The sequence below is a fragment of the Dactylosporangium sp. CA-139066 genome, assembly GCF_050936175.1.
Taxonomy (GTDB): Bacteria; Actinomycetota; Actinomycetes; order Mycobacteriales; family Micromonosporaceae; genus Dactylosporangium.
Genome location: NZ_JBNJNH010000001.1, coordinates 2,735,753 through 2,756,855 on the forward strand (window position 1 = coordinate 2,735,753; position 21,103 = coordinate 2,756,855).

The following is a 21,103-nucleotide window of genomic DNA, read 5'->3' on the forward strand; positions in this document are numbered from 1 at the left end:
TGCGGGTCGCCTTGTCCGCGGATGAGACGTCAGTGCTGTCCGAGCTGCTGCAGGTCACCGTGCCCCTCGCGGCGGCGCCGTCGTCGCCGCCGGACCGGGCGGCGATAGAAGAGGGGCTGAACGACCGCGGCGTGCTCGTCGGTGAGTCCCGTGATCGCCGGGTGGTGGATCCTGTTGCGGTCGGTCTGCGGATGCTTGCCGGGTCCGCGTTGCGGATCGCGGTTGATGTCGGTGCGCCGCAGCGTGCGCTGCGGGCGCAGTACACGCTGGCCGGTCCGCTCGGGGCGAGCCTGATCGAGCTGGCCGGCGGCGCGGTCGAACTGTCGTTGTTCCCGGCGGTCGCGCTCGCCGACGAGCTGGTCCGCGCGGTACCCCCGGTCGAGGACGTCATGGCCGCGCGCCGGGGCATCATCGACGCGCTCGGCGACGGCGACGAGCCGCCGCTGTCGGGACGGTTGCCGCTGGCGGCGCTGGAGGAGTTCACGGTGGCGGCGCCGCTGGCGGCTAACGTTGACGATCTTCGGGCGCGGCTCGGCCTGACCCGCGATGAGTGGCAGCTGGCGCAGCAGCTCACACTGCGAACGGGCGGCGTCCTGGTCGTCACGCTGACCAGCGCCCGCGACGACGACATCGCGGTGGGACAGGTGGTGTGGCTGGCCGCCGGCGACGGCTGGCTGGGACTGCGGCCTGACCCGGACGGCAGCGGGCGGCGCATGATGTGCGTCGAGCCGGTACAGCGCTCCGACATCGGCTCGTGGGTGGCGCCGCATCTGCTGCCAGTGCTGGCGGCGACGCGATGACCGAGCCGACCCTGCACGTCAGCGGCGGTGTCGGGGGTACCGAAGCCCGCTACGACGACCTGCTGCGCCTCGCCGCCGCCAGCGGCGAGCTCGGGGAGCGGCTCGCCGAGGTCACCGCCGAGTGCCACACGGCCCTCGCCGACCCGAATCTGCTCGCCTCGGCGAAGCTCAACCCGGCCGGTGCCGCGCGGTTCGCCAAGCAGCTGCTGGAGGCGCTGGACGGCCGAAGCGGGCTCACCGCGCTGGCCGGGAACTACTACCAGCGCTCGCTCGCCCTCCAGGCCGTCATCGACACCTATCGGGCAGCAGACGCGGCGAGCACCTTGGTGGTCGACAAGGTCCGCTTCGTTGCTGGCGAGGCGTTCGTCGACGCCCTGCCGGTCGGCGTTTCGGCGTTGTCGATGGTGGGGGTTCCGGCGTACCTGATGTACGGCGGCGACTGGCAGCTGTTGCTGACCGATCATCCGGGCATCATCGACAACGTCGTCGGCGCCGCCCCTGGCATGCTGACCGAATTCACCGGGATGCCCGTGACCACGGTGCCTGGCGCGGCCCACCTGATCGCCACGCTGTACCCGGACGGCCATCCGCATGTCGAGGATCTCGGCGTGGACACCAACGCCCAGGTGAATACGCCGCCGGCCGGCTTCGGTGATGTGATGGCCGGGCTCGACTACCGCAACCGTCCGCACCAAGACGTGATCGATGTCAAGGTGATCACGCATGCCGACGGCACCAAGGCATACATCGTCGACATCCCTGGCACCAAGGTCTGGAACGAGCCCGGCTCGCTGAACCCCGCGTCGAACGACTTCGGCACCAACATCCACGTGACCGGCGGCGACACGACGGCCCGGGAGATGGCGATCGCGGAAGCGCTGCGCCGGGCCGGCGCCACCTCGACCGACCCGGTCATGCTCGTCGGGCACAGCCAGGGCGGCATGGTCGCCGCCCAGGCGGCCGCGGACACTGCCAACGGCACCTTCAACTTCAACGTCACCCATGTGATGACCGCAGGTTCGCCGATCGCCAACGCCGACATCCCGCCGACCGTGCAGGTCCTGGCCCTGGAGAACACCGCCGACGTGGTACCGCACCTCGACGCCCACGACAACCCGGACACCGCCAACTTCACCACCGTCCAGTTCGACAACCAGCACGGCACCATCGGCGAGAACCACTCGATCGACCGGTCGTACCTGCCGGCCGCGCAGGCGCTCGACAACAGCACCGACCCGTCCGTCCTCAACTTCCGTAACAGCGCCGGCGCATTCATGGGCGGCGCGCCGGACAGCCACGTCCAGACCAACGCGTACGCGTTGTCACGAGTCCCATGACCAAACCCGGAGGAACCATGTCAGGCAGACTCCGCATCTGCGTGATGGCCCTGGCCGTGCTGGTCGCCACGTTGACGTCGGGCTGTCAGCACTCCAAACCGCAGGAAAACATGGACCTGATCGCCGAGCAGATCCAGAACGACCTGCAAGTCCGGCCCGACGTGACGAAAGCCGAGGTCACCTACCAGAACACCCTCGACGCCTACCAGCTCGCCTTCGTCAACATCGACACCAAACCCGGCGCCGACCTCGACGCACTCATGGACGAAGGGTTCCGCCTCGTCTGGCTGAGCCGGCTGCAACCACTGAGCGAAATCCAGGTGTGGGTCAGCGACGCGGCACAGCACCACGGTGACCACCGCAGCGCCGGCAAGGAGGACTTCGCCGACCTGACCGCGAAGTACGGCAAGCGGCCCGTGTAGGGGGAGCCCGACGACACCAGGCCATCGCGCGGCGCCGCACCGCCGGCTAGAACCCGGCGGCCCGCCGCACGTCGTACACCGACAGGTCGGCCCGAACCCGCACGTAACGGGCCCGGTGCCGCCACCGCCCGACCGGCTCGTCGACGGCGACGTCGACCTCCACCTCGACGACGACGGTCGGCTGGACCGGCACGTACACAAGCGGCCGCCGATCGGCGAGCTGCCCGGTCCACACCGCCGGCAGCGGCTGCGGCCACGGATGCGGCACCACCCCGCCGCGCTGCTGCACCACGTACCGCTCAAGCGCACGCCCAAGCTCCGCGCCGGCGTCCCCGACGGGATGGGTGAGGCCGAGGTAGCGCAGGCGTCCCTGCTCGTTGTAGCGGCCGAGGAGCAGCACACCCGGCGCGGACAGGGTGCCGGTGAGCCCGCCGACGATCGCCTCGACCGTCGAGCGGGTCTTGACCTTCACCCAGCCGGCCCGGCCCGGCTCGTACCGCCCGGCGGGGTCCTTGCCGATGACGCCCTCGACGCCGGCGTGCTGCCAGTCGACCATCCACGACCGGGCCTGGGCCGGGTCGGAGGTTTGCGGGCACAGCTGCAACTGCGGCGGGCCGCCGGCAAGGACCTCCTCGAGGCGGCGGCGGCGCTCGAGCAGCGGCAGGTCGGCAAGCTCGCCGCCGGCGTCCTGGAGCAGGTCGAAGACGACGAGATGCGCGGGCCGGCCCCGCGCTTCGCGCAGGAGCCGGCGGCCGGCGGTGATCCGGCCCTGCAGGGCGGTGAAAGACGTGCGGCCACGGTCGGGGTCCCAGATGACGAGCTCGCCGTCGAGGACGGTGCCAGCCGGCAACGCGCGCAGGAGCCGGCGCACGTCCGGGAAGTAGGGCGTGAGGTCGCGCAGCTGCCGGGACTGGATGAGCACGCGGTCGTCGAACACCCAGGCGAGGGCGCGGAACCCGTCCCATTTCGGCTCGTAGACCAGGCCGTCGGGCAGGTCCCCGACAGCGACAGCGCGCATCGGCTCGACCGGTGGCCGCATGACGCACCCCCGTGAGCAGTGGCAACACCTGGGACGCTACCCGGGAAGCGGTGGGTGCCTGGCGGGACGGGCGAACACCCGCCGACCGAACGCGGCGGGTGTACCCATGCCTTACTTTGTCTAGCGCCGGCTCACGGGCCTTATCGGGCCTCGCCATGGCCAGGCCAACCATGCTCGCGAGCAGATCGTGCATCGGCGGCGTCGTCAGCCCGGGCGAGACTCGATCAGTGCATGACGACATGACGAGGTGGCGGTTGTGGCGCGGCCGTTCGCCGGGTCAGGGTGCATCGGTTCCCCGCCGGTGGGTCGCCGCGATGTCGACCCAGGTCTGGTCGTCAGCGAGGTGCAGGCCGGCCTCGGCAACCGCCGCTGCCAGGTCGGGAACACCCGCCGCCAGCGTCTGCCCTCCGGGCCGCCCAAGCGCACCTCGACCTCGAACGTGTTCCCGTCCGTGCGGACGTAGGTGTGCGCCGCAGGCCCTGCGGCGCCGGCACCGCGTCGGCGTCGGCGTGGAAGATCGCGGTCCGTGCCATGGCACGGACACCTGTGTCCGAGTCGCTCAGCAGCGGCAGCAGGTCGACAATGAACGGGGCCGCGCTGAGCTGGTGCAGCTGATGGGCGCGGAGCTACGCACCGCGGGCGCTCGGGTGACCCAGTGCTGCGACGAAGCTGTCGGCGCTGCTCGCGAGAAGCCGACCGTAGGCCCATTCGGCGCGCTCCCGCGCCTTCCGATTCGGCGCGACGGCCAGCGCCTCGGTCACCGGTCCGACGGCGGCGTCGCCCGTAGGAGCGCAGCACCAAGGCGCGGCAATTGCACTCTTCATCGCAGCCACGGAGCCGTTGCGCTATATCGATGCGGGGCTGAATGGGGCATGCTCTGACAATGGGATTCATCCGGCTCTGTGATCGGGACCCGTTGCTTCGTCTAGCCCGCGAGGTCTTCGACGCCAATCCGATGGCCGTGCCCGACACGCGGATTAAGCCGCTTGCCCTACTTGTCGCCGACGGTGCGCGGGTTAGGTACTTCGGCTCCCTGGCGGCGCTGCTGCCGGATGCACGTCTACCAGCGGTACGCCGGAGCAAACTCGCCAACATGGGTGGCCAACGTAGCGCGCACGCGTCGCTGGACGTCGCGGCGTCCGTGCTTGGCGCGCTGCTCGCGCCGATGGCGGGGGTGCCGGTGCCACTCGGGCGGCTTGAGGCAGCGTTCAGTGGGTCCCGTGCGGAAGGCGTGTCGGTGTACTTCCCGAACCCCCGTCGTGATTTTGTCGATCTGGGCGAGCTTGGCGCGGCCTTGGCTGGCGCCCGGGTGCCCGACACCGCGACCACGACGGTGTTCCACGATGGTGACCGGAGCCTGCTGCTGGTCGACTCGGTCATCCTCAGCGACGAAATTGGCATCTCGATTCGCCGGCGCTCTGCCTCGGCACCCGCGTTGGCGGTGGAGCCGTTCGGCAGTCTGCAGGTCACCACCGTCAACGACAGCGAACTGACCATCAAGGCGTCCTCCTGGATGCCGTTCGCGTTCTCCTGCCTGCTTGTGTCCGTCCAAATGGACGGCCTCGTGACCCGGGTGGTGCACGACGCGGACGCGCGCCGGGTCGTCGGTTTTAACCGCGACTCCGACGACCTTTCCAGCGGCGATGCCGAGTTCTTCCATGTCGGCGCGCACAGCGACCTTGTGGCGATCGACGAGTAGAGCCAAGCAGTCATGTACCCGGCCGGCGAACAAGCACTGCTGAGGATGCAGCGAGGCGCGGTGAAGCGGCACGGGATGCCCGCCGACGGGACGGTGCTGGACGCCGAAACGCTCACGGCGCTCAAGGAGCGATACTTCCGCGACGTCATCGAAGCCTGGCCGCCGTGGATGTTCAAGTACTTCCTACACCCGCCGACAGAACTGCAGGACTGGACGGACTGGGTGGTGCTCGCCGAGGGGCTCACCACACTGGAAGGGCTGTTCGCCGGGCTGCGCAGGCCGTCATGGACGCCGGACGACTTCGGCCGGTGGTGGGCGGGGCCGCTGGGGTTCGGGCTTTGGCTCCAGGCGATCCTGGATGCCGGTAAGGTCACCATCGGCACGGTACCGATGAACGGCTTCCATGCCTCGGCGCGCAAGGTCGGCGACGGATACGTGGTCGTCATCCAACAGGGGCTGCTCCGGGTCGTGCGAGATCTCGTGGCCATCTATGTCGACGCGCAGAGACGAACCGAGTCCGAGGTCGTACGGCAGTTGCGGGACCTTCTGGACACCTACACGCAAGGCGTCACCGACGGGCAACCGATACCCATTCCCGAGGTCGACATTCTCTTCGGCGTCAAGCGGGTGGCGGAGATGGTCAGCGGGAGGCAGATCAGCGAGACGTTCGTCCCACCAACACCGGCCCGGCGCCGGCGACCGCCGCGGCGTGCCCTGCGGACACGACGGCCCGTACGTCGGCCCGTACGTCAGAGCGCCGAACATTCAAGGTGGGGCCTGCGGCTCAACGTCCTCGCCCCGATGTTCGTGATCCTGCACGAGCTCGCTCATCTCTTCCACGGCGACGCGGAATTCACCGACGCCGAAGCGGCGCAAGCCGACGCCCAGTACGACGAGCTCGCACAGGCGGGGCAAGGTTCGAGCCTGGGGCCACCGAGCGTACGTGCCGAGCGTTACGCCGACTCAGATGCCCTCGAGGCGCTCATCGAGATGCAGCGCAAAGTTCCGCCCCCAACAGCCGACATCGTGGACCGCCGGTTGCTCGCCATGTCACCCGACGTGAACCCCCACCTGCAGCAATCCGCCCTGGAGGCGACGTACCTCGCGCTGGTCGCCCTACACCTGGTGCACGAGGGAGTGCCCCGGAGGCCCGACGCCGTCGAGGCGCCGGCCGGCCGCAGTTATCCGTCGCCCCTTGCCCGGCTCGACCGGCTGGCCAGCGTGGCCGTTCACGACGCGACTTGCAACGCCGCGATCGTGGAGACGGCGACACAGCGCATTGAACGCTGGCTGTGGCCGGCGGTGCTACGGGTGCTTGACGATGCTCACTGATGTCACCGCTCCCGGCGAGGCCCGTTCGAGTGTCCCGCGAACTGGGCGAGGCGGTCCGTGAAGGCCGCCCAACTGCTCGGCATCCCCAGCCCGTGCTGTGGATGACGCGCCCGTCACGTGGGATCCCGCCTCGGCAAAGGCTGGTGTCTGTCCTGGTGCTCGTCGTGGTGCTTGTCGCGGCTCGTGGGCTGGCTGGTGGTGGTGAGGAGGAGCTGCTCGACGAGGCTGCGGCCGCCGTCGCCGCCATCGGATCCGGGCCGAGGTGCACGTGGTCGCCGCTGATGGTTCGGCCGCCCGCCCGGGTGATCGACGCCGAGGTGTCCGGGACGGTCGAGGCGGCCGAGACGTCCCGGCTCGGTGCCGGCTTCCTCGACGTGACCATCGCCAGCAACCCGCGGGAACCGCTGCCGACGGGAGCCCTCGGCATCCTGGGCTGGTACCTCGACGCCCTCCACGACCGCCTGCGTGGGAGGTTCGGCGCGCGGGCCCCGTTCCGGCTGGTGTGGCACGACTCGGCCGTCGCCCGTGAGCGCCTCGTCGCCGGCTACGACCGGCGCCCACGTAGGACTATCTGCTGGGCATGCTCGTCGCGGACCGGGTCGGCATCGACCTCCGTTGAGCAAGCTGCCGGCGCCGCCTACGGCTATGGCCTTTCTCTATTGTGTGAAGGCCGGCGGGCATTTCCTTCATAAACTTCACACAATTTCGCTCAGGAACGTCATTGAACAAACGGATTGCCATGGCTGGGCGTTACTGCCGCCATTCGTCGCGTATTTCGGGTGCTGCCAGATACTTGGCCGAAACAAGACTGAGGCTCCTCCCCCGATGGGGAGGAGCCTCAGTTTCCTGCTCGGGTCGATCAGGTGTGTACGGTCAAATTACCGCCGGTGAGGTTGATCTCACCGGTATTGGCGCCGGTCCAGTCCGACGAGAAGAGCAGGGTGCCGCCGCTCCAGAGCGTGACTCCCACGGAGTCGGACGTACCCGGAGTGCCGCGGTCGGTGGCCGTGACCTGCAGCGTCAGGCCCGTGCCGACGGTGACCTCCTTCTTCGGGTTGGTGACGTCGACCAGCGTTGCGGTGTACCGGGCCTTCGCCGTGCCGTCCGCGCTCACGCCGACGGCGTTGAGCGATGTCGTGCGGACCTCGTACCGGTGGCCGCCGGAGGTGAACTTCACCGTCGCGCTCCCGGTCCGGCCGGCGCCGTTGTTGACCTTCGCGTCCAGCGTGAGGTCCACCGGGGACCCGGGCGTCGTCGCGTAGGTGCCGGCGGGCCGGGTCGGGCGCACCGAGCCGCTGCCGGTGATGAACCGGCCGTTGGCGTCGGCGATGGTCACCGTGGCGGTGGCTGTGCCCGTGTAGTAGCCACGGACGACGGCCATGACGGCGTGTTCACCGGCCGGCAGGGTCGCGGTGCAGCCTGCCGACGCCTCCGTCGTGGCCGTCCCGAGCAGCGCCACCGTGCCGGTGCACAGGGTCGTGCCACCCTCCTGGAACGTCACCGTGGCCAGGCGGATGTCACCGGCGGTGGTGTCGGTCGACCCGGGCAGCACCGAGCCGTCCCGCACGGTCGCGCGCAGCAGGGTCGGCGCCCCGCTCTCGCCCGGCGCCATGAACACCTGCGTGTCTCCGGTGTAGACGGCGTCGGCGCCCTCCGCGATCACCTGGACGGTGAACGAGGTGCTCCGGCTGATGCCGGTGGCGTCGGTGACGGCGACGCTGACCGGGTAGTCGCCCGGCGCCGCGGTCGTGGCCCCGGTGACGGTCCATGTCCGCCGGCCGGGCAGCGTGTCGCCGGCCGAGGTCGACGCCGCCGCGATGGACAGGCCGGCCGGCAGGCCGGTCGCCGTCGCCGTGAGCTGGGCGCCCGCGGTGTCCTCATCGGTCGCCGTCACGGTCACCGTCGGGGAGAGCGCGTCGCTGTACTCGACGGTGGCCCTGCCCGACGGCGTGTCGTTGGACACCACCGGCGCGGCGTGGATCGTGATGTCGGCGTCGTTGAGGTCGAAGAAGACGTTCCCGACGGGCTCGACCTTGATGCGGCCCTTCGCGGTGGGGACGTTCGGCATCGTCACCGTGGCGCTGCCGGTGTTCGGCACGTCGTCGGCCAGGACGTACGTGAAATGCTGCCCGCCGTCGACGGAGAGCGAGATCCTCACGCGTGCCGCGTTGATCGGCGCCGCGTTCGTGCCGGCCACGTCCCAGGTCACGTTCTGCTGCGAGCCGCCCTCGACGGTGCCGGGGGTGGCCTGCGAGGTGACCAGGAACGGTCCGGCCGCGGGGGCGAGGACCAGCGCGACGTCCGCGCTGCCGACGCCGCCGCCGCCCGGGTGCCCGTCGCGGGCGGTGAGCCGGAAGTGCATCGTCCGGTCCCCGGTGAAGCCGACCCAGTCCGACGTGGGCAGGAACTCCGAGTAGCAGTCGACGAGGTCGGCCGGCACGTTCGTCGCGCCGCCCGTCGGCGGCGCCGGTGGGGCGGCCGGGCAGGTGCCGGTCGCGGCGTTGGTGTTGCCCGCCGCGATCTGCGCCAGGTCCGGGAAGGTCCGGGTCGGGTCCGTGGTCACGGCGTTCTCGCCGGGCGAGTGGTACTGCTGGGTGTCGCTGGGGCTGACGTACGCCGCGACCCCGAACTGCCGGAACAGCGGGCCGGCGGTCTTGGTGTTGCTGACCAGCGCCGTGCCGGCCGCCGCGCCGCGGTCGTTCTGCTCCCACATGTACGTGACGGTGTCGCCGTCCGAGTCCGTCGCGCCGCCGGTCAGGGTGAAGGGGGTCCGGACGGGGATGGTGTAGGACGCGGCCGGCAGCGTCACGACCGGCGCGTGGTTGGCGGTCGGCTCGACGATGGTGCCGCCGTTGTCGATCGCGCCGCCCTTGGCGGTCTCGCCGACGAATCCGGAGGTGCCGGACGGGCTGGTGAGCGAGAGCGTACCCACCCTGGTCGAGGCCAGCGTGCCGCCGAACGTGACCTGGAAGCCCTGGTCGTTCAGCGTTCCGCTACCGCCGAACGCCGCCACGGTCACCGTGGCGCCGGCGGGCCAGCCGGGGATCGCCTCGATCGCGGCCTTGATGCCCGCGGTCGTGTAGTTCGCGCCGCGGACGATCGGCGCCGAGTCGCTGCCGTTGTACCGCAGCGTGAACGAGTCGCCGTTGGTGTCGAAGGCGTACAGCGACGCGGTCTGCACCGCGTTGATCGCCGGCCGGCTCGACGTGATGTACGTCGTGATCTCCGTGTAGCTGCGCTGCGACCAGTACGGGTCGCTGTGCGGCTGCAGGTTGTCCTGCTGGCAGATCCCGGCGTACGCCATGATGGACGACCCGCTGCCCGGCTCGTAGGAGTTGGCCGCGCTGCGGTTGCCGCCCGAGCAGTTGTACTGCGTGCCGTTGAAGGTGTGGTTGCCGGCGAACTGGTGGCCCATCTCGTGGGACACGTAGTCGACGGCGTAGTAGTCGCCGACCGGCTGCGGTATGCCCGTGCAACCCTGCGCCTTGGAGCCGCCGCCGACGACGCCGAGGCTGGCGACGCCGCCGCCGTTCACGCCGAGGCCGATGTGGCCGATGTCGTAGTTGCTCGCGCCGATGAGCTGGCCCAGCACGATCCGGTTGCGGCTCAGCGTGCCGCTGCCGCAGGACGCGAGCTGCGCCGTGGTGAAGCACGCGGCCGCGCCGCACGGCCCGTTGGGCTCGGTCGCCAGGGCGGGCGTGTTCAGGTTGATCTTGTCGGTGTCGTTGACCAGGATGAGCCGGATCGCGGTCTCGTCCTCGTACACCTGCGTGACCCGGTTGATCAGGGTCACCTTGGCCGCCGTGACGTTGTCGGCGCCGAAGAACGCGGCGTACGACGGGTCGGTGACCAGCGCGAGCCGGTACGTGCGCAGCGTGACCTGCGGGCCGGTCGGGACCTCGGCCAGCGCCTGCGCGACCGTCGCCTCGACGTCCTCCTGCTCGGCGAAGTCCGGGTGCGCGTTGGTCAGGTCGCGCCCGAAGTAGCTGGCGTACAGGCTGTCGTCGCCGTGGTAGTAGGGGTCGATGTACCACGCGCCGCCGGCGGAGCGCACGGAGGCGTGGAAGCCCAGCGGGGTCAGGTCGGCCCGGACGGTTGCCGTCGGGTCGTCGAGGCCGCGGCCGGTGTACGTCTTGATCTCCGGGTGCTTGGCCGCGAGGCCCGCCTCCATGATGGGCGAGTCGACCAGCTCGAATCGCTGGAGGTCGCCGCCCGGCGCCGGCAGGGAGACCACGAGTGTCGCCTGGCGGGCTGCCGTGCGCTGCTCGCGGGGCGCGGCGTCCAGATCGGACTTCAGGGCCGCCCGGTCGAGGGTGAACGCCGCGAGGTGCTTCGCCTTCATCCCGGCCTGGTGGCCGTGCTTGGACTTCCCGGGCGGCGTGCCCTGGACCCGCTGCCAGGGGTTCTTGCCCTTGCTCGGCGCCGCGGAGGCGGGCTGCGGGAGCATCGCGACCGGCAGTGCGAGCAGCGCCGCGAGCGCTATCGCGCTCAGCCGCGCGACGCGGGTCCGGGCGCGGCGACGGGAGGGGGCGGTGTTGGGTGGCGGACCAGATGGCATCGAGCAGCTCCTAGCTGTGGTCTCGGGACGAGTCCGCCGTCGTGGGCGGACGCATTGCCACGGCAATAAGCCCTTAGGCATCGTTCGTGCGCGCAAGGGCTAACGGTCATTGATGAACAGAAAAATAGGGGTTTCTGACCGGTAGCGACTATCCGCCGTACAGACGAGTGAAATTCGACCGGGCCCGCCAATAGGATCACCCGGCCCCAATCGGATCCCGGTGTGACCCCCATTCCGCAGAAGGCCAGGATTTGAACTCCCGGTTGCCCAGGTACGCCCTATTCGCCGCGACAGCGGCGACGACCGTCGCGGCAGGCTCGACACTCGCGCCGTTGCCCGCGATGGCCGACACCACCGGCCCCAACCTCAATTACGTCAACGCGGTGAGCAACGAGCGGACGGCAGAAGCCCCGCCGTCACCGCAGCGGGCGGCACGGTGACCGTGTCGTACGTGGCAGCGCGAGCTGTGGGTCGGTGACCCACAGCTCGGACAGCCCCATGAGCCATTCCACAACTGGCGGCGCGAGGACGGGTTTGCCCTGGCGGCCGGGCGGCGACGGGTGCGGGGCGGGCCGGCCCAGGAGCAGCTCCCAGCGGGCGATCGCGGTGGCGTAAACGCCCCATCGACGCTCGTCGAGCTGGCCGAGCTCGGTCGGAGGTCCGGCGCCGGCGGTGGTCAGGTCCGCCCCGCCGTCGCCGTGTCTGGTTGGCTCAGTAGGGCGGCGGGCCGGTGCCGACCCGCCGCAGAGATGCGCAGATCATGTGTGTGGTCGACACCATCGTCTATGGCGATGACGGACGAAGCCGGCCTCACCGGGACAGCCGTAACCAGCCTCACCGCGGCTACTCGCCCCGCGCACATGGTGACGGCCCGGTACGTGCGGCCATGCAGTCTGCGATACCGCCAGCTGCCGTTCTCCCTGGCCAGGCGCAGCACCAAGGCCCGGATCGAGCGCAGCGTGCGGGGTCGGCCGCGCCGCCGGGGCCGCGATGCCGCGGCGTGGCGGCGCGCGATCAGGTCACGGTGCTACTTGAGGACCGTGTCGGGCCGGACCAGCAACCGCAGGCGCCGCAGGGTCGGCCTCGGCAGCGGGTGCAGCAGCGCGGCCAGCCACGCCCGATCGGCCGGGGCGAACCGGACCGGCTGCCCGTCGAGTCGGCGATGCAAGACCGCGAGCTGGTGGCGCAGCGAGAGAATCTCGATGTCCTTGTCGCGGTCGCCGCCAGGCAGCAGCCGCAGCAATGGAAACGCGTTCGTGATGCCCAGGTGCACCAGTCGCAGCAGCATGAGGCGGCATTATCGCGTAGTCATCGCTGACGATGGGTACGGGCAACGCCCCCGATCAGACCAAGATCGGAACCCCTGACGTCAGGAGGGCCCGCGACCTGCACGGATGCCATTCCCGGCAGGTACAGGGTCACGGCGCCCAGGGCGGGGGGTGGTGCTCGCCGATCCGCAGCTCGTCCTCGAGCTACTCCTCGAGGCCGTCGCCGTCTTCCTGGGTCCTGCGCTGGCCGAGGACGCCCCTGCGGTGCTCCAGCGGGCTGACGCCCCGGACCCGCTTGAACGCCGTGCTCAGGGCGAACGCGCTGCCGTAGCCGACCAGCCGGGCCACGTTGCCCACCGTCGCGTGCGGCTCGCACAGCAGGTCGGCGGCGAGGGTGAGCCGCCAGTTCGCCAGGTACTTCATCGGCGGCTCCCCGACCAGGTCGGTGAAGCGGCGGGCCAGCGCCGCGCGCGAGACCCCGGCACTGGCCGCCAGGTCGGCGACCGTCCAGTTGTACGCCGGGTCGGCGTGCAGCATCTGCAGGGCCGCGCCGATGACCGGGTCTCGCTGCGCGCGATACCACGCCGCGGTGGTCACGTCGGGGCTGGCCAGCCAGGACCGCAGGACGGTGATCACGAGCAGGTCGAGCAGCCGGTCGAGCACGAGCTCCTGACCCGGCTCGTCACGCACGATCTCGACCGCGAGCAGATCGACCAGGGACCGCTCACCCGTGCCGATCGGGCGCACCATCAAGGGCGGCAACATCCGCAGCAACCGCTGGCTGACCTCGCTGTGCAGCTGGTAGGTGCCGCTGAGCATGGTGTCGGCGCTGCCGTCGCGGCTCGTCCCCCAGGTGCGCACCCCGGTGTTCATCGAGCCGGCCATGTCGAGACCGTCGACCGAGGTGCACCGTTGGCCCGGATGGATCACGATCTGCACCGGGGTCTTCGGGGTGTCGCAGATCGTGTACGGATCCGGGCCACGCAGGATGGCGATGTCACCCGGGCCGAGCCAGGCCGGCTCCCCGACAGCGGGCACGATGAGTGCCGTGCCGCGGGCCATCGTCACCACGGACAGCGGGGCCTCGTCCTCGATCCGCAGCGACCACGACGGGGTCAGCATCGAACGGAGCAGGAACGCCCCTCGCGCCCTCGGCTGGTCGAGAAGACCAAGGAGCGCGTCCATAGGTCGAATTGTAGACGCTGGCGCGTGGATGCGAGTAGAAAACCATGGCGCCGCCGCGTCGGAGCCACTTCACTGAGGTCGACGCAATGCGATTCCGACAGGAGTATCGGCGTGGACGGTTCGTGGTGGCGCTCGTGTTCGCCACCCTGACCATGGGTCCCATCGCGGGCCCCTCTACGGGTATGCCGGCCCGGTCATGCTGGCGCTGCGCGGCACTGACGACCGGGTGTTCATCGACGTCATGCAGTGCATCAACTCGTCCATCCAGAACGGCTGGTTCGCCCTGAGCTTCGTCGGCGCGGCGCCGTTCACCGTGCTCGCCGTGGTGCTGCACATCGGCGCCGGGACGACCGGCCGCCTGGTCCTGATCACCGCCGCGCTCATGCTGTATCTCATCTGCTTCGGCCCCACGATTCGCGGCACCATCCCCGCTCCACGTCCAGCTCGACGCGGCCGGGCCGGCGGCCCGCATCCACGACCCGGCCGCGGCGCGGGCCCGGTTCGAACGACCGTGGGTGCGGTTGGCCGCTGGCTGGCGCGCGACGGCCTGTTGCTCGCCGCGGTCGCGGCGAGCAACAGGCACGTGGGCGAGCCGGTGGGTCACCAAGCCTGGAGTAGGGGCGCCGCGGTTAGGCCTGCGGCGGATACGGCTGCGGCGGGGCGAAGGGCTGTGTCGCGACCGGTCGTTGCGCACGGGCGTGCAGGGAGAGCGCCCGGCCCAGGGCCGCGACCGCGATCGTGGTCAGCAGGTCGCGCAAGTGGTTCATCGTCACCCACAGACCCTCGAAGTCGCTGCGCACCTTGTGCAGGTCCGCGATCCGGTCCGGCGCGCCGGCCCCGACCAGCGCGTTGTTCAGCGGCACGTTGACGCCCATGGTGATCACGAGGACGACGAAGTACGCAACCGTGGCCAGCACGGTCCACAGTGCCGCGCCACGCCGCCGCTGCGCGAACAGCACCACCGCCGCCGCCCCCGGCAACAGCAGCGCACCGCCGAACACCAGGGCGAACAGCCCGTTCTCGATTTCGGTGTTCATGTAATGCATCGCCGTCACGAACGTCCGGTCGTCGGAGTCCGCGAGCCCAGGCATGACGGAAATGTCGAAGGCCCAGAACAGGCCAGCCATCAGACCCATGCAGACGACGGAGGCGATCAGCAGCGCGCCGGCAATACGGCGCCCGCCGCTGGGCGCCTCACCGCCGTCGTCCACCCGTCGGGTCGTGCTGTTGCCGAGCATTGACATTGCGCATTTCCCCCTGCGGTTCATTGAAGTTCAGGCTGCGCTCAGCAGCCTCGACAGCTCGTCCAGGCGGCCCTGCGCCACCAGACGGCCACGATCCAAAACACCGACCCGGTCGCAGACTTCGCGCACCTCCGCCACGTCACGCCCGGTGTAGAGCACGGCGGTGCCACCGCCCCGGATCCGCCTGACCGTCTCCAGCAGGCGTTTCCTGCTTCACGGGTTGATCCCGCTGGTCGGTTGGTCGAGCACAACGAGCCGCGGCCGACCCAGCAGTGCGACCGCGAGGCTCACCTCGCGCAGCACCCCGGCCGGACAGTGACCCACCGCGACGTGCGCGTGATCCTCGATGCGCACGGGTGCGAGAGCCTCCGCCGTCCGTTCCCGCCCGAGCGGGCCGAACAGCCCGAGCATCCGCGCCCACAGCCGGACCGTCCCGGACACCGTCTGCGACGACGTCGCCGTGGCGGGGGCGACGTATCCGACCGCGCTCCTGAACGGCTCGCCGTGCATGCCGTCGATCGGCCGGCCGCCGATCAGCACCCCCGCCGGCACGAGCCCGCACACCATCCGCGCGACCGTGGTACGGCGGAGGGTGTCGACGGGCGCCTCCGAGCCGGTGAGCCCGACTCACCCTCCCGGATGTCGAGCTCACGTCGTCGAGCATCGCCTCACCGTCGACGCGATACCGCAGACCGCGGACGGACAGCACCGGCTCGGGCCCGGCCGGCAGCCGGCCCACGGAGGCCGGCACGTCGTACGGGCACGCCGGGGCTTGTCCACGAACGCCTTGTGTCTTCTCACGGGGTGCTCGTACCGGAAGTCCCGCTGGTCTAACCACCTCTCCCCGGGCTGTTGGCGCACCCGGGCCTGATCACATTGATGGACTCCATGAATAGCTCCTTGGATGCGACCTGACGACGGTTTCCGTCGACGGGCCGGGCCGACGGCCTCGCTGGGGATACGCGTCCGGCTCAGATGAGCGATCGTACCGGTGCCACCATTCGTTCGTACCGCCAGCGCAGCACCGTGCTGCCCAAGAGCCGGACGGGTGTCGGGATGGTCGCCCCGATATCGGCCACCACCCGCCGGTCCGCGCCGTCAAACATCCATGGCTGGATATACGCCATGACACGCCCCGGAGCCGTGGCGACGACTCGCCGTTCAATCGCCTGGTACTCCTGCGGGGTGAGGTCCTCGGTGAACACCGGGAACACGAAGGCCTCCTCCGCTCGGAGGTGATCGTGGAGCACGGTGCTGAACCGGGTCGCCGCCACGGTCAGCCCCTTGATACCGCGCGGTGTAAGCGCCACCGACACCGCTTCCATCGCCGCGTCGAGCGCGTCGTGGTCGCCGCGGATCGTCGCCTCGCGCGCGGCGAACCCGCGCACTTGACGCCGCAGCTGCGGCCACAACACCTCGTCCTCGCTGTGGTGGTGCCAATCGATGGCCCCACGGACCATCGACCACCACGTCGCAACCGCCGGGCCGGTCGACGCGTCGACCGCCGCGGCGACCCCGGTCAACCGGCGGGCGTCGCGGCGCATCGCGACGTGCATCAGCGCGAACCCTCGAATGTGCTCAGGGAGGCCGTGGACGCCCTGCTCACTGGACATGGGCACCTGGGCCATCACTGCCTCCTGGACATCGCAATTCACGCTACTAGTGAAAGGCTCAGGGCATGCGACTATCCATAGCTGGGAAGCTCAACTCCATGTCCCGCCGTCTCGCGGCGCGGCGGCCGCCGGACGTGCGCTGGTGGGCCGGGGCACGGCGGGCGGATCCGGACGCGCGGCCACGGACACGGCGATGCCCCCGCCCTGCTCGGACGAGGGTATGACGGGGCTTGCGGGACTGCAACGGTTCGCGCCGCGGTGCGGGTGGAGGGATTCGGGCATCGCCGCGGCCTTGCGTCCGACCGGCGACCGGCCAGGCCCGGCGGCGATAGTCCTCAGTGGACGATCAGGGCCCAGCAGCAACAGCCGAACGACGCGATGTGCAAGTACATGCGCACGACGTTCCAGCGGTTCCACACGCCTTCGAAGTCGGTGCGCACCTTGGCCGGGTCGGCGATGCGGTCAGGCGCGCCCGCCCGCGCCAGTGCATTGTTGAGGGGAATGTTGACACGGAAGGTGATGAACAGCGCGAGGATGTAGACGACCAGCGACACCACGAGGGGCGCGAGCACGTGCCGGTCGCCTGCGCCCAGGTGCAGTGCCGCGGCGACGATGGTGAACAGCAAGGTGCCCATGAAGGTGAGGGCGAACCAGCCGTTCTGAATATCGATGATGTTGCGCTGCATCACGAGGATGAAGGTGCGGTCGTCGAGCCGGCGCATCGTCACCATCACCGAACACACGTACGCATAGAACAGGCCGGCGACCAGCCCCGCGCTCATCGTCGAGACGATCAGCGCCAGCACCCGGACAGTGTCCATATGTTTTGCCCCTTGTTGCGTCTACGCCCCGGACGACACCGGCGCTGCGGGAGGTCGGGAAAGTTTAGGTCTGCTGCGTCGTCCACAGAACGGGGCACCGCCACAATGAGCCCGGTAGGGACTGCCCACATCGAGACGTCCCTACCGGGCTCGTTGTTGTCGCAGGCTCCGTTCACGGCGCACTGCTCCGGTTCGCGCTCGCTGTCCGCCTATGCGGGCTTCTGCAGCAGGAACAGGTAGGAGCCGAGGTGGTCGTTGAAGAAGCGGCGGATCAGCGGCATCACGGGGTCGAACTCGGCGACGAGCTCGGCGCCGTACCGCTCGACGATCTTGTCGTGGTTGTCGCTGTAGAGGTATGCCATCAGGCTGCCGATGAACGCGCAGTTCTGGGTCATGTCCTCGACCCGGAGCAGTTCGAAGCCCGCATTGGCCGCCAGCTCCATCATGATCGCTGGCGTGATCGGGGGCATGGTGTGCCAGGTGTGCTGGTACGCGGTCATCAGCTCGTCGGAAGGCGTTCCGCGGAGCGTGAAGTCGCTGACGAGGAACACGCCGCCCGGCTTCAGCACCCGGAAGGCCTCGTCGTACCCCTTCTGGCGGTCGGACAAGTGGCAGAACACCTCGAGCGACAGAGCGGCATCGAACGATTCGTCCGCGAATTCCAGCGCCATGGCGTCGCCGTACGTGAACGTGGCGCGGTCGGCGACACCGCCCGCCTTGGCCAGCTCGACAGCCTTGGCGATCTGGGTGTGGCTGACGTCGATGCCGGTGACCTGCGCTCCGCTGTGCTGGGCGATCCGGATCGCGGGCACACCCGAGCGGCAGCCGATGTCCAGCAGGTGTTCGCCCGCCTTCAGCCCGAGGGTCTTGATGTGGTACGCGATCGTCTTTTCCTGGTTCAGGTTGGACAGCTCGAGCAGCGTGGACGCGGGCCGGCGTTCGCCGGGCAGGGTCCACATGCTCATGTGCAGGCTCACATCGCTGGCGGTCAGTGCGTGGAAGTCGGCGAACTGGTCGTAAACGACGCCGACCTCCTCGGGGTTCGGAATGAAGGCGCCGACAGATTCGTCTATCGTCATTGTTGACACTCCTTTTTCTCGTTCGAGAACCTGGCCGATGTAGCGTCAACGTAACAATGACGGGGATGAGTCAGAAGCGGGAAGCCCTCGCGTCCAACTGCCGCCGGGCGTGGTGAGCGCCCGGCGGCTCGACGCCGTTGGTGTGGACGCGCCCGCGCCGGAGTAGCAAGCAGGGCAAGCAAGTCGTCGCCTTCGCAGAAGCCGCGTGGTTTGCTGGCATCCAGTGGACGATGGTGCGGGACGCCGGCCGGGACCGGACACAGACGAGGCCGGCGATCGAGACACCAGGGTCGGCGCGGGTCGGCGCGAAGCCCGTGCCCGGCCGCGTCTTCGTCCAAATGACGAGGCGGCACGGCCGAGGCCCGCGAGGCCCCGTCGAGGCGGCACCGGGCCACACCACCCGGCCCTTGAGGCACCAGGGCCTGCTCCCCGCCGCGCCGCCACCGCTGCGGCCGGCCGAACACCGCGGCCCGCCAGCCGCGCTATCTGCGCCACCGGGCCACGGACACGGGAAAGCCCGCGCCGGGCTCGAGGAGGGCTTCCGGACGGCACCCGTTCGCGCAACGGTGCGGGTAGAGGAGGCCGTTGCGTTGTTTGATCGGGTGGCGCGGTAAAACTCGCGATCGCATCTGACTCAAATAACGCTGGCGAGCTCGCTGAACGCTGCGGCCACGCGGAGCCCGCGTGGGGTGTCGAGGCCGAGCTCGTAGTGTCCGCGGCGAAGGTTCTGCATGAAGGCGTGTCCGGCGATGATCGTCTGTGCGGTCCGGTCAGTGCGCAGCCCGCGCATCGGTCTGAGCCGGTGCTTCAGATGGCTGTGGTCGGCCTCGATCCGGTTGTTGGCATGGCGTTCAATGTGATGCCGCGCCGACGGAACCAGCTCGTCGAGCACGGCCGGGTACACCGGCGCCGCGTCGGTGACGACCTCGCTCGGGGTCACCTTCAACGTGGCAAACGCCCGGCGGAAGAACCTACGTGCTGCGCTGGCGTCGCGGCGGGCTGAGACGAGCACGTCGATGACCTGGCCGTACTGATCCACGGCCCGGTACACGTACCGCCAGACACCATTGACCTTCACGTAGTGAAGTTCCACCCCAGGACCGGACACCGGGGTTTCATGCCGCGAGGGCGGTAGGTGGACGGTAGCAGGCGCGGGCTTCGTGCGGGGTTTGCCGTTTGAGTGTCGAATGTAGACGGTTGTGGTTGTAGTAGTTGATGTAGGCGAACACGGCTTGGCGGGCGGCCGCGCGGGTAGCGAAGATGCGGGTGTCGAGTTCGGCCTTGAGGGTGGCGAAGAACGACTCGGCGACGGCGTTGTCGTAGCACGAGCCGACGCGGCCCATCGACGCGCGTAGTCGTAGCCTGGTCAGTTTCGTGCGGAACTGGGTCGAGGTGTATTGCGAGCCGCGGTCGGAGTGGAAGATCGCGCCGGGTGGGACCAGGCCGCGGCGGTGCGCCAGTTCGACGGCGTCGCAGACGAGGTCGGCGCGCATGTGCCCGGCCATGGCGTGGCCGATGACCTCGCGGTTGAACAGGTCGATCGTGGTGGCCAGGTAGAGCCAGCCCTCGCCGGTGGGCAGGTAGGTGATGTCACCGACGAGGCGCTGCCCGGGGGCTGGTGCGGTGAAGTCCCGGCTGACCAGGTCCGCCGTTGGCGCGGCGGTGGTGTCTGGTTTGGTCAGCGACCGGCGGCGGCGCCGGGTGACGCCGACGATGCGACGTTCACGCATGATCCGCTCGACGCGCTTGCGGTTCACGCGGCGGCCGCGCCGGCGCAGCTCATCGGTGACGCGCGGGGAGCCGTACGCGCCGCGATGCTGGCCGTGGATGGCGCGGATCTCGGCGGCGAGGTCGTCTTCGGCGTCAGCCCGCTGCTGGCGGGCGGGTTGGGCGGCGAGCCACTCGTAGTAGCCCTGCCGACGCGGTACCGCCAGGATGCGGCACAGCCGCGTGACGCCGTAGACGGCGTGGTGTTCCGAGATGAACCGGTAGCGGTGGATCAACGACCCATCTCTTTCGCAAAATAGGCAGCCGCCTTGCGGAGAATGTCCTTCTCCAGCTCCAGCTCGGCGACCTTCTTCCGCAGCCGCTGCAGCTCGGCGCGTTCTTCAGCGCTGATCTGCTCGCCATCACGCGAGCCGCTACCAGTCACGCTGCCGTGCTCGGCCCGCTTGGCCGCGTTGACCCAGCCGCGTAGGGTCTCGTGGTTCACGCCCAGGTCGCGGCCGATCTCACGCAACGACCGATCCGGTGACGAGCGGACCAACGCGACGGCATCTCTGCGGAAATCCTCTGGGTACTTCGACGGACGGGGCACCAGGACATCTTTCCCCAGACCATTTGTCTGGTTTCAGGGTGTCCGGTCCGCGGGGGGAACCTCATAGGTCTCATCGACGAACCACCTGTCACCAGGCGAATGCCGGCAGAATCTGGCGGCGTCGGCCAGCAGCGGCGTGAACCTCGATCGTGGAAACCAGCGATGGCTATAGCCCATCCACCTTTCCACGATCGAGGATCACGCCGCCGTCGACCGCCAAAACCTCGCAACAACCCCAATCTTGAGCGACAGCCATCGCCGAGCGTGCAGTCACACACACCCGTCGCCGACAAGCCACACCACGCGGCGACCCGGCGCGCGCGCCCGGCGCAAGGAATGAAAGCCGGACGCCAACGGCCAAGTGGTCCGGCCGCCCTCGACACGGGGTA

Annotated in this window: 21 protein-coding genes and 2 pseudogenes; 7 read left to right on the forward strand and 16 right to left on the reverse strand. The window is 69.7% G+C overall.

Annotated features, from left to right (window positions below):
* The first annotated feature begins 32 nt into the window (after nt 1-32).
* From ACQEVU_RS12545 to ACQEVU_RS12555, 3 genes are read left to right on the forward strand one after another with little or no spacing between them, the layout of a single operon-like run.
* Entirely contained in the window at nt 33-800 is a 768-nt protein-coding gene (locus tag ACQEVU_RS12545) for a hypothetical protein (protein ID WP_433322899.1), read from the forward strand.
* The gene (locus ACQEVU_RS12550) at nt 797-2,137 is read left to right on the forward strand and encodes a hypothetical protein (protein ID WP_433322900.1); all 1,341 of its coding nucleotides are present in this window, start codon (nt 797-799) and stop codon (nt 2,135-2,137) included. The genes ACQEVU_RS12545 and ACQEVU_RS12550 overlap by 4 nt, the downstream gene beginning before the upstream one ends.
* Nucleotides 2,138-2,154: 17 nt before the next feature.
* Entirely contained in the window at nt 2,155-2,559 is a 405-nt protein-coding gene (locus tag ACQEVU_RS12555; RefSeq protein ID WP_433322901.1) for a hypothetical protein, read from the forward strand.
* A 46-nt stretch (nt 2,560-2,605) separates the two neighbouring features.
* On the opposite strand, the gene ACQEVU_RS12560 is transcribed toward ACQEVU_RS12555, so the two are convergent.
* Entirely contained in the window at nt 2,606-3,577 is a 972-nt protein-coding gene (locus ACQEVU_RS12560) for an ATP-dependent DNA ligase (RefSeq protein WP_433322902.1), read from the reverse strand.
* A 322-nt stretch (nt 3,578-3,899) separates the two neighbouring features.
* Here ACQEVU_RS12560 and ACQEVU_RS12565 point away from each other — a divergent pair, with 322 nt between their 5' ends.
* Nucleotides 3,900-4,061: a hypothetical protein gene (locus tag ACQEVU_RS12565; protein WP_433322903.1), complete on the forward strand. Its 162-nt coding sequence runs from the start codon at nt 3,900-3,902 to the stop codon at nt 4,059-4,061.
* Between the two features lie 163 nt (nt 4,062-4,224).
* On the opposite strand, the gene ACQEVU_RS12570 is transcribed toward ACQEVU_RS12565, so the two are convergent.
* Nucleotides 4,225-4,359 (reverse strand): hypothetical protein, encoded by a 135-nt coding sequence (locus ACQEVU_RS12570; protein ID WP_433322904.1) that lies wholly within the window; start codon nt 4,357-4,359, stop codon nt 4,225-4,227.
* Nucleotides 4,360-4,481: 122 nt separating this feature from the next.
* On the opposite strand from ACQEVU_RS12570, the gene ACQEVU_RS12575 reads away from it, so the two are divergent.
* The 3 genes from ACQEVU_RS12575 (at nt 4,482) to ACQEVU_RS12585 (ending at nt 7,321) form a co-directional block, all read left to right on the forward strand.
* On the forward strand, nt 4,482-5,297 hold the full coding sequence (locus tag ACQEVU_RS12575) for a hypothetical protein (RefSeq protein ID WP_433322905.1): 816 nt from the start codon (nt 4,482-4,484) through the stop codon (nt 5,295-5,297).
* A 12-nt stretch (nt 5,298-5,309) separates the two neighbouring features.
* Entirely contained in the window at nt 5,310-6,629 is a 1,320-nt protein-coding gene (locus tag ACQEVU_RS12580; protein WP_433322906.1) for a hypothetical protein, read from the forward strand.
* Between the two features lie 143 nt (nt 6,630-6,772).
* On the forward strand, nt 6,773-7,321 hold the full coding sequence (locus tag ACQEVU_RS12585; protein ID WP_433322907.1) for a hypothetical protein: 549 nt from the start codon (nt 6,773-6,775) through the stop codon (nt 7,319-7,321).
* A gap of 167 nt (nt 7,322-7,488) precedes the next feature.
* Here the strand turns inward: ACQEVU_RS12585 and ACQEVU_RS12590 are convergent, their stop codons facing one another.
* The 14 genes and pseudogenes from ACQEVU_RS12590 to ACQEVU_RS12655 all read right to left on the reverse strand — a co-directional run.
* Nucleotides 7,489-11,187, reverse strand: a complete 3,699-nt coding sequence (locus ACQEVU_RS12590; RefSeq protein ID WP_433322908.1) for a M12 family metallo-peptidase — start codon at nt 11,185-11,187, stop codon at nt 7,489-7,491.
* A gap of 1,027 nt (nt 11,188-12,214) precedes the next feature.
* Nucleotides 12,215-12,475, reverse strand: coding sequence for a hypothetical protein (locus ACQEVU_RS12595; protein ID WP_433322909.1), 261 nt, complete (start codon nt 12,473-12,475; stop codon nt 12,215-12,217).
* A gap of 184 nt (nt 12,476-12,659) precedes the next feature.
* On the reverse strand, nt 12,660-13,640 hold the full coding sequence (locus tag ACQEVU_RS12600; protein ID WP_433322910.1) for an AraC family transcriptional regulator: 981 nt from the start codon (nt 13,638-13,640) through the stop codon (nt 12,660-12,662).
* A gap of 174 nt (nt 13,641-13,814) precedes the next feature.
* On the reverse strand, nt 13,815-14,024 hold the full coding sequence (locus ACQEVU_RS12605) for a hypothetical protein (RefSeq protein ID WP_433322911.1): 210 nt from the start codon (nt 14,022-14,024) through the stop codon (nt 13,815-13,817).
* 245 nt (nt 14,025-14,269) lie between these two features.
* On the reverse strand, nt 14,270-14,878 hold the full coding sequence (locus ACQEVU_RS12610) for a DUF1772 domain-containing protein (RefSeq protein ID WP_433322912.1): 609 nt from the start codon (nt 14,876-14,878) through the stop codon (nt 14,270-14,272).
* 36 nt (nt 14,879-14,914) lie between these two features.
* A complete protein-coding gene (locus ACQEVU_RS12615) occupies nt 14,915-15,043 on the reverse strand; it encodes a hypothetical protein (protein WP_433322913.1) in 129 nt (42 codons plus the stop codon).
* Nucleotides 15,044-15,097: 54 nt separating this feature from the next.
* A pseudogene (locus ACQEVU_RS12620) lies at nt 15,098-15,454 on the reverse strand (hypothetical protein); the annotation flags it as partial.
* 401 nt (nt 15,455-15,855) lie between these two features.
* Complete coding sequence (locus tag ACQEVU_RS12625; protein ID WP_433322914.1) at nt 15,856-16,512, reverse strand: hemerythrin domain-containing protein; 657 nt, start codon at nt 16,510-16,512, stop codon at nt 15,856-15,858.
* Nucleotides 16,513-16,832: 320 nt separating this feature from the next.
* Nucleotides 16,833-17,303 (reverse strand): DUF1772 domain-containing protein, encoded by a 471-nt coding sequence (locus ACQEVU_RS12630; RefSeq protein WP_433322915.1) that lies wholly within the window; start codon nt 17,301-17,303, stop codon nt 16,833-16,835.
* Nucleotides 17,304-17,527: 224 nt separating this feature from the next.
* On the reverse strand, nt 17,528-18,397 hold the full coding sequence (locus ACQEVU_RS12635) for a methyltransferase domain-containing protein (RefSeq protein WP_433322916.1): 870 nt from the start codon (nt 18,395-18,397) through the stop codon (nt 17,528-17,530).
* A gap of 634 nt (nt 18,398-19,031) precedes the next feature.
* Entirely contained in the window at nt 19,032-19,505 is a 474-nt protein-coding gene (locus ACQEVU_RS12640; protein ID WP_433322917.1) for a DDE-type integrase/transposase/recombinase, read from the reverse strand.
* A 7-nt stretch (nt 19,506-19,512) separates the two neighbouring features.
* On the reverse strand, nt 19,513-20,400 hold the full coding sequence (locus ACQEVU_RS12645; RefSeq protein ID WP_433322918.1) for an IS3 family transposase: 888 nt from the start codon (nt 20,398-20,400) through the stop codon (nt 19,513-19,515).
* Nucleotides 20,397-20,714, reverse strand: a complete 318-nt coding sequence (locus tag ACQEVU_RS12650; protein ID WP_433322919.1) for a transposase — start codon at nt 20,712-20,714, stop codon at nt 20,397-20,399. Before ACQEVU_RS12650 ends, ACQEVU_RS12645 begins: the two co-directional genes overlap by 4 nt.
* A gap of 63 nt (nt 20,715-20,777) precedes the next feature.
* Nucleotides 20,778-20,858: pseudogene (locus ACQEVU_RS12655) on the reverse strand (IS6 family transposase); the annotation flags it as partial.
* Nucleotides 20,859-21,103: the final 245 nt, after the last annotated feature.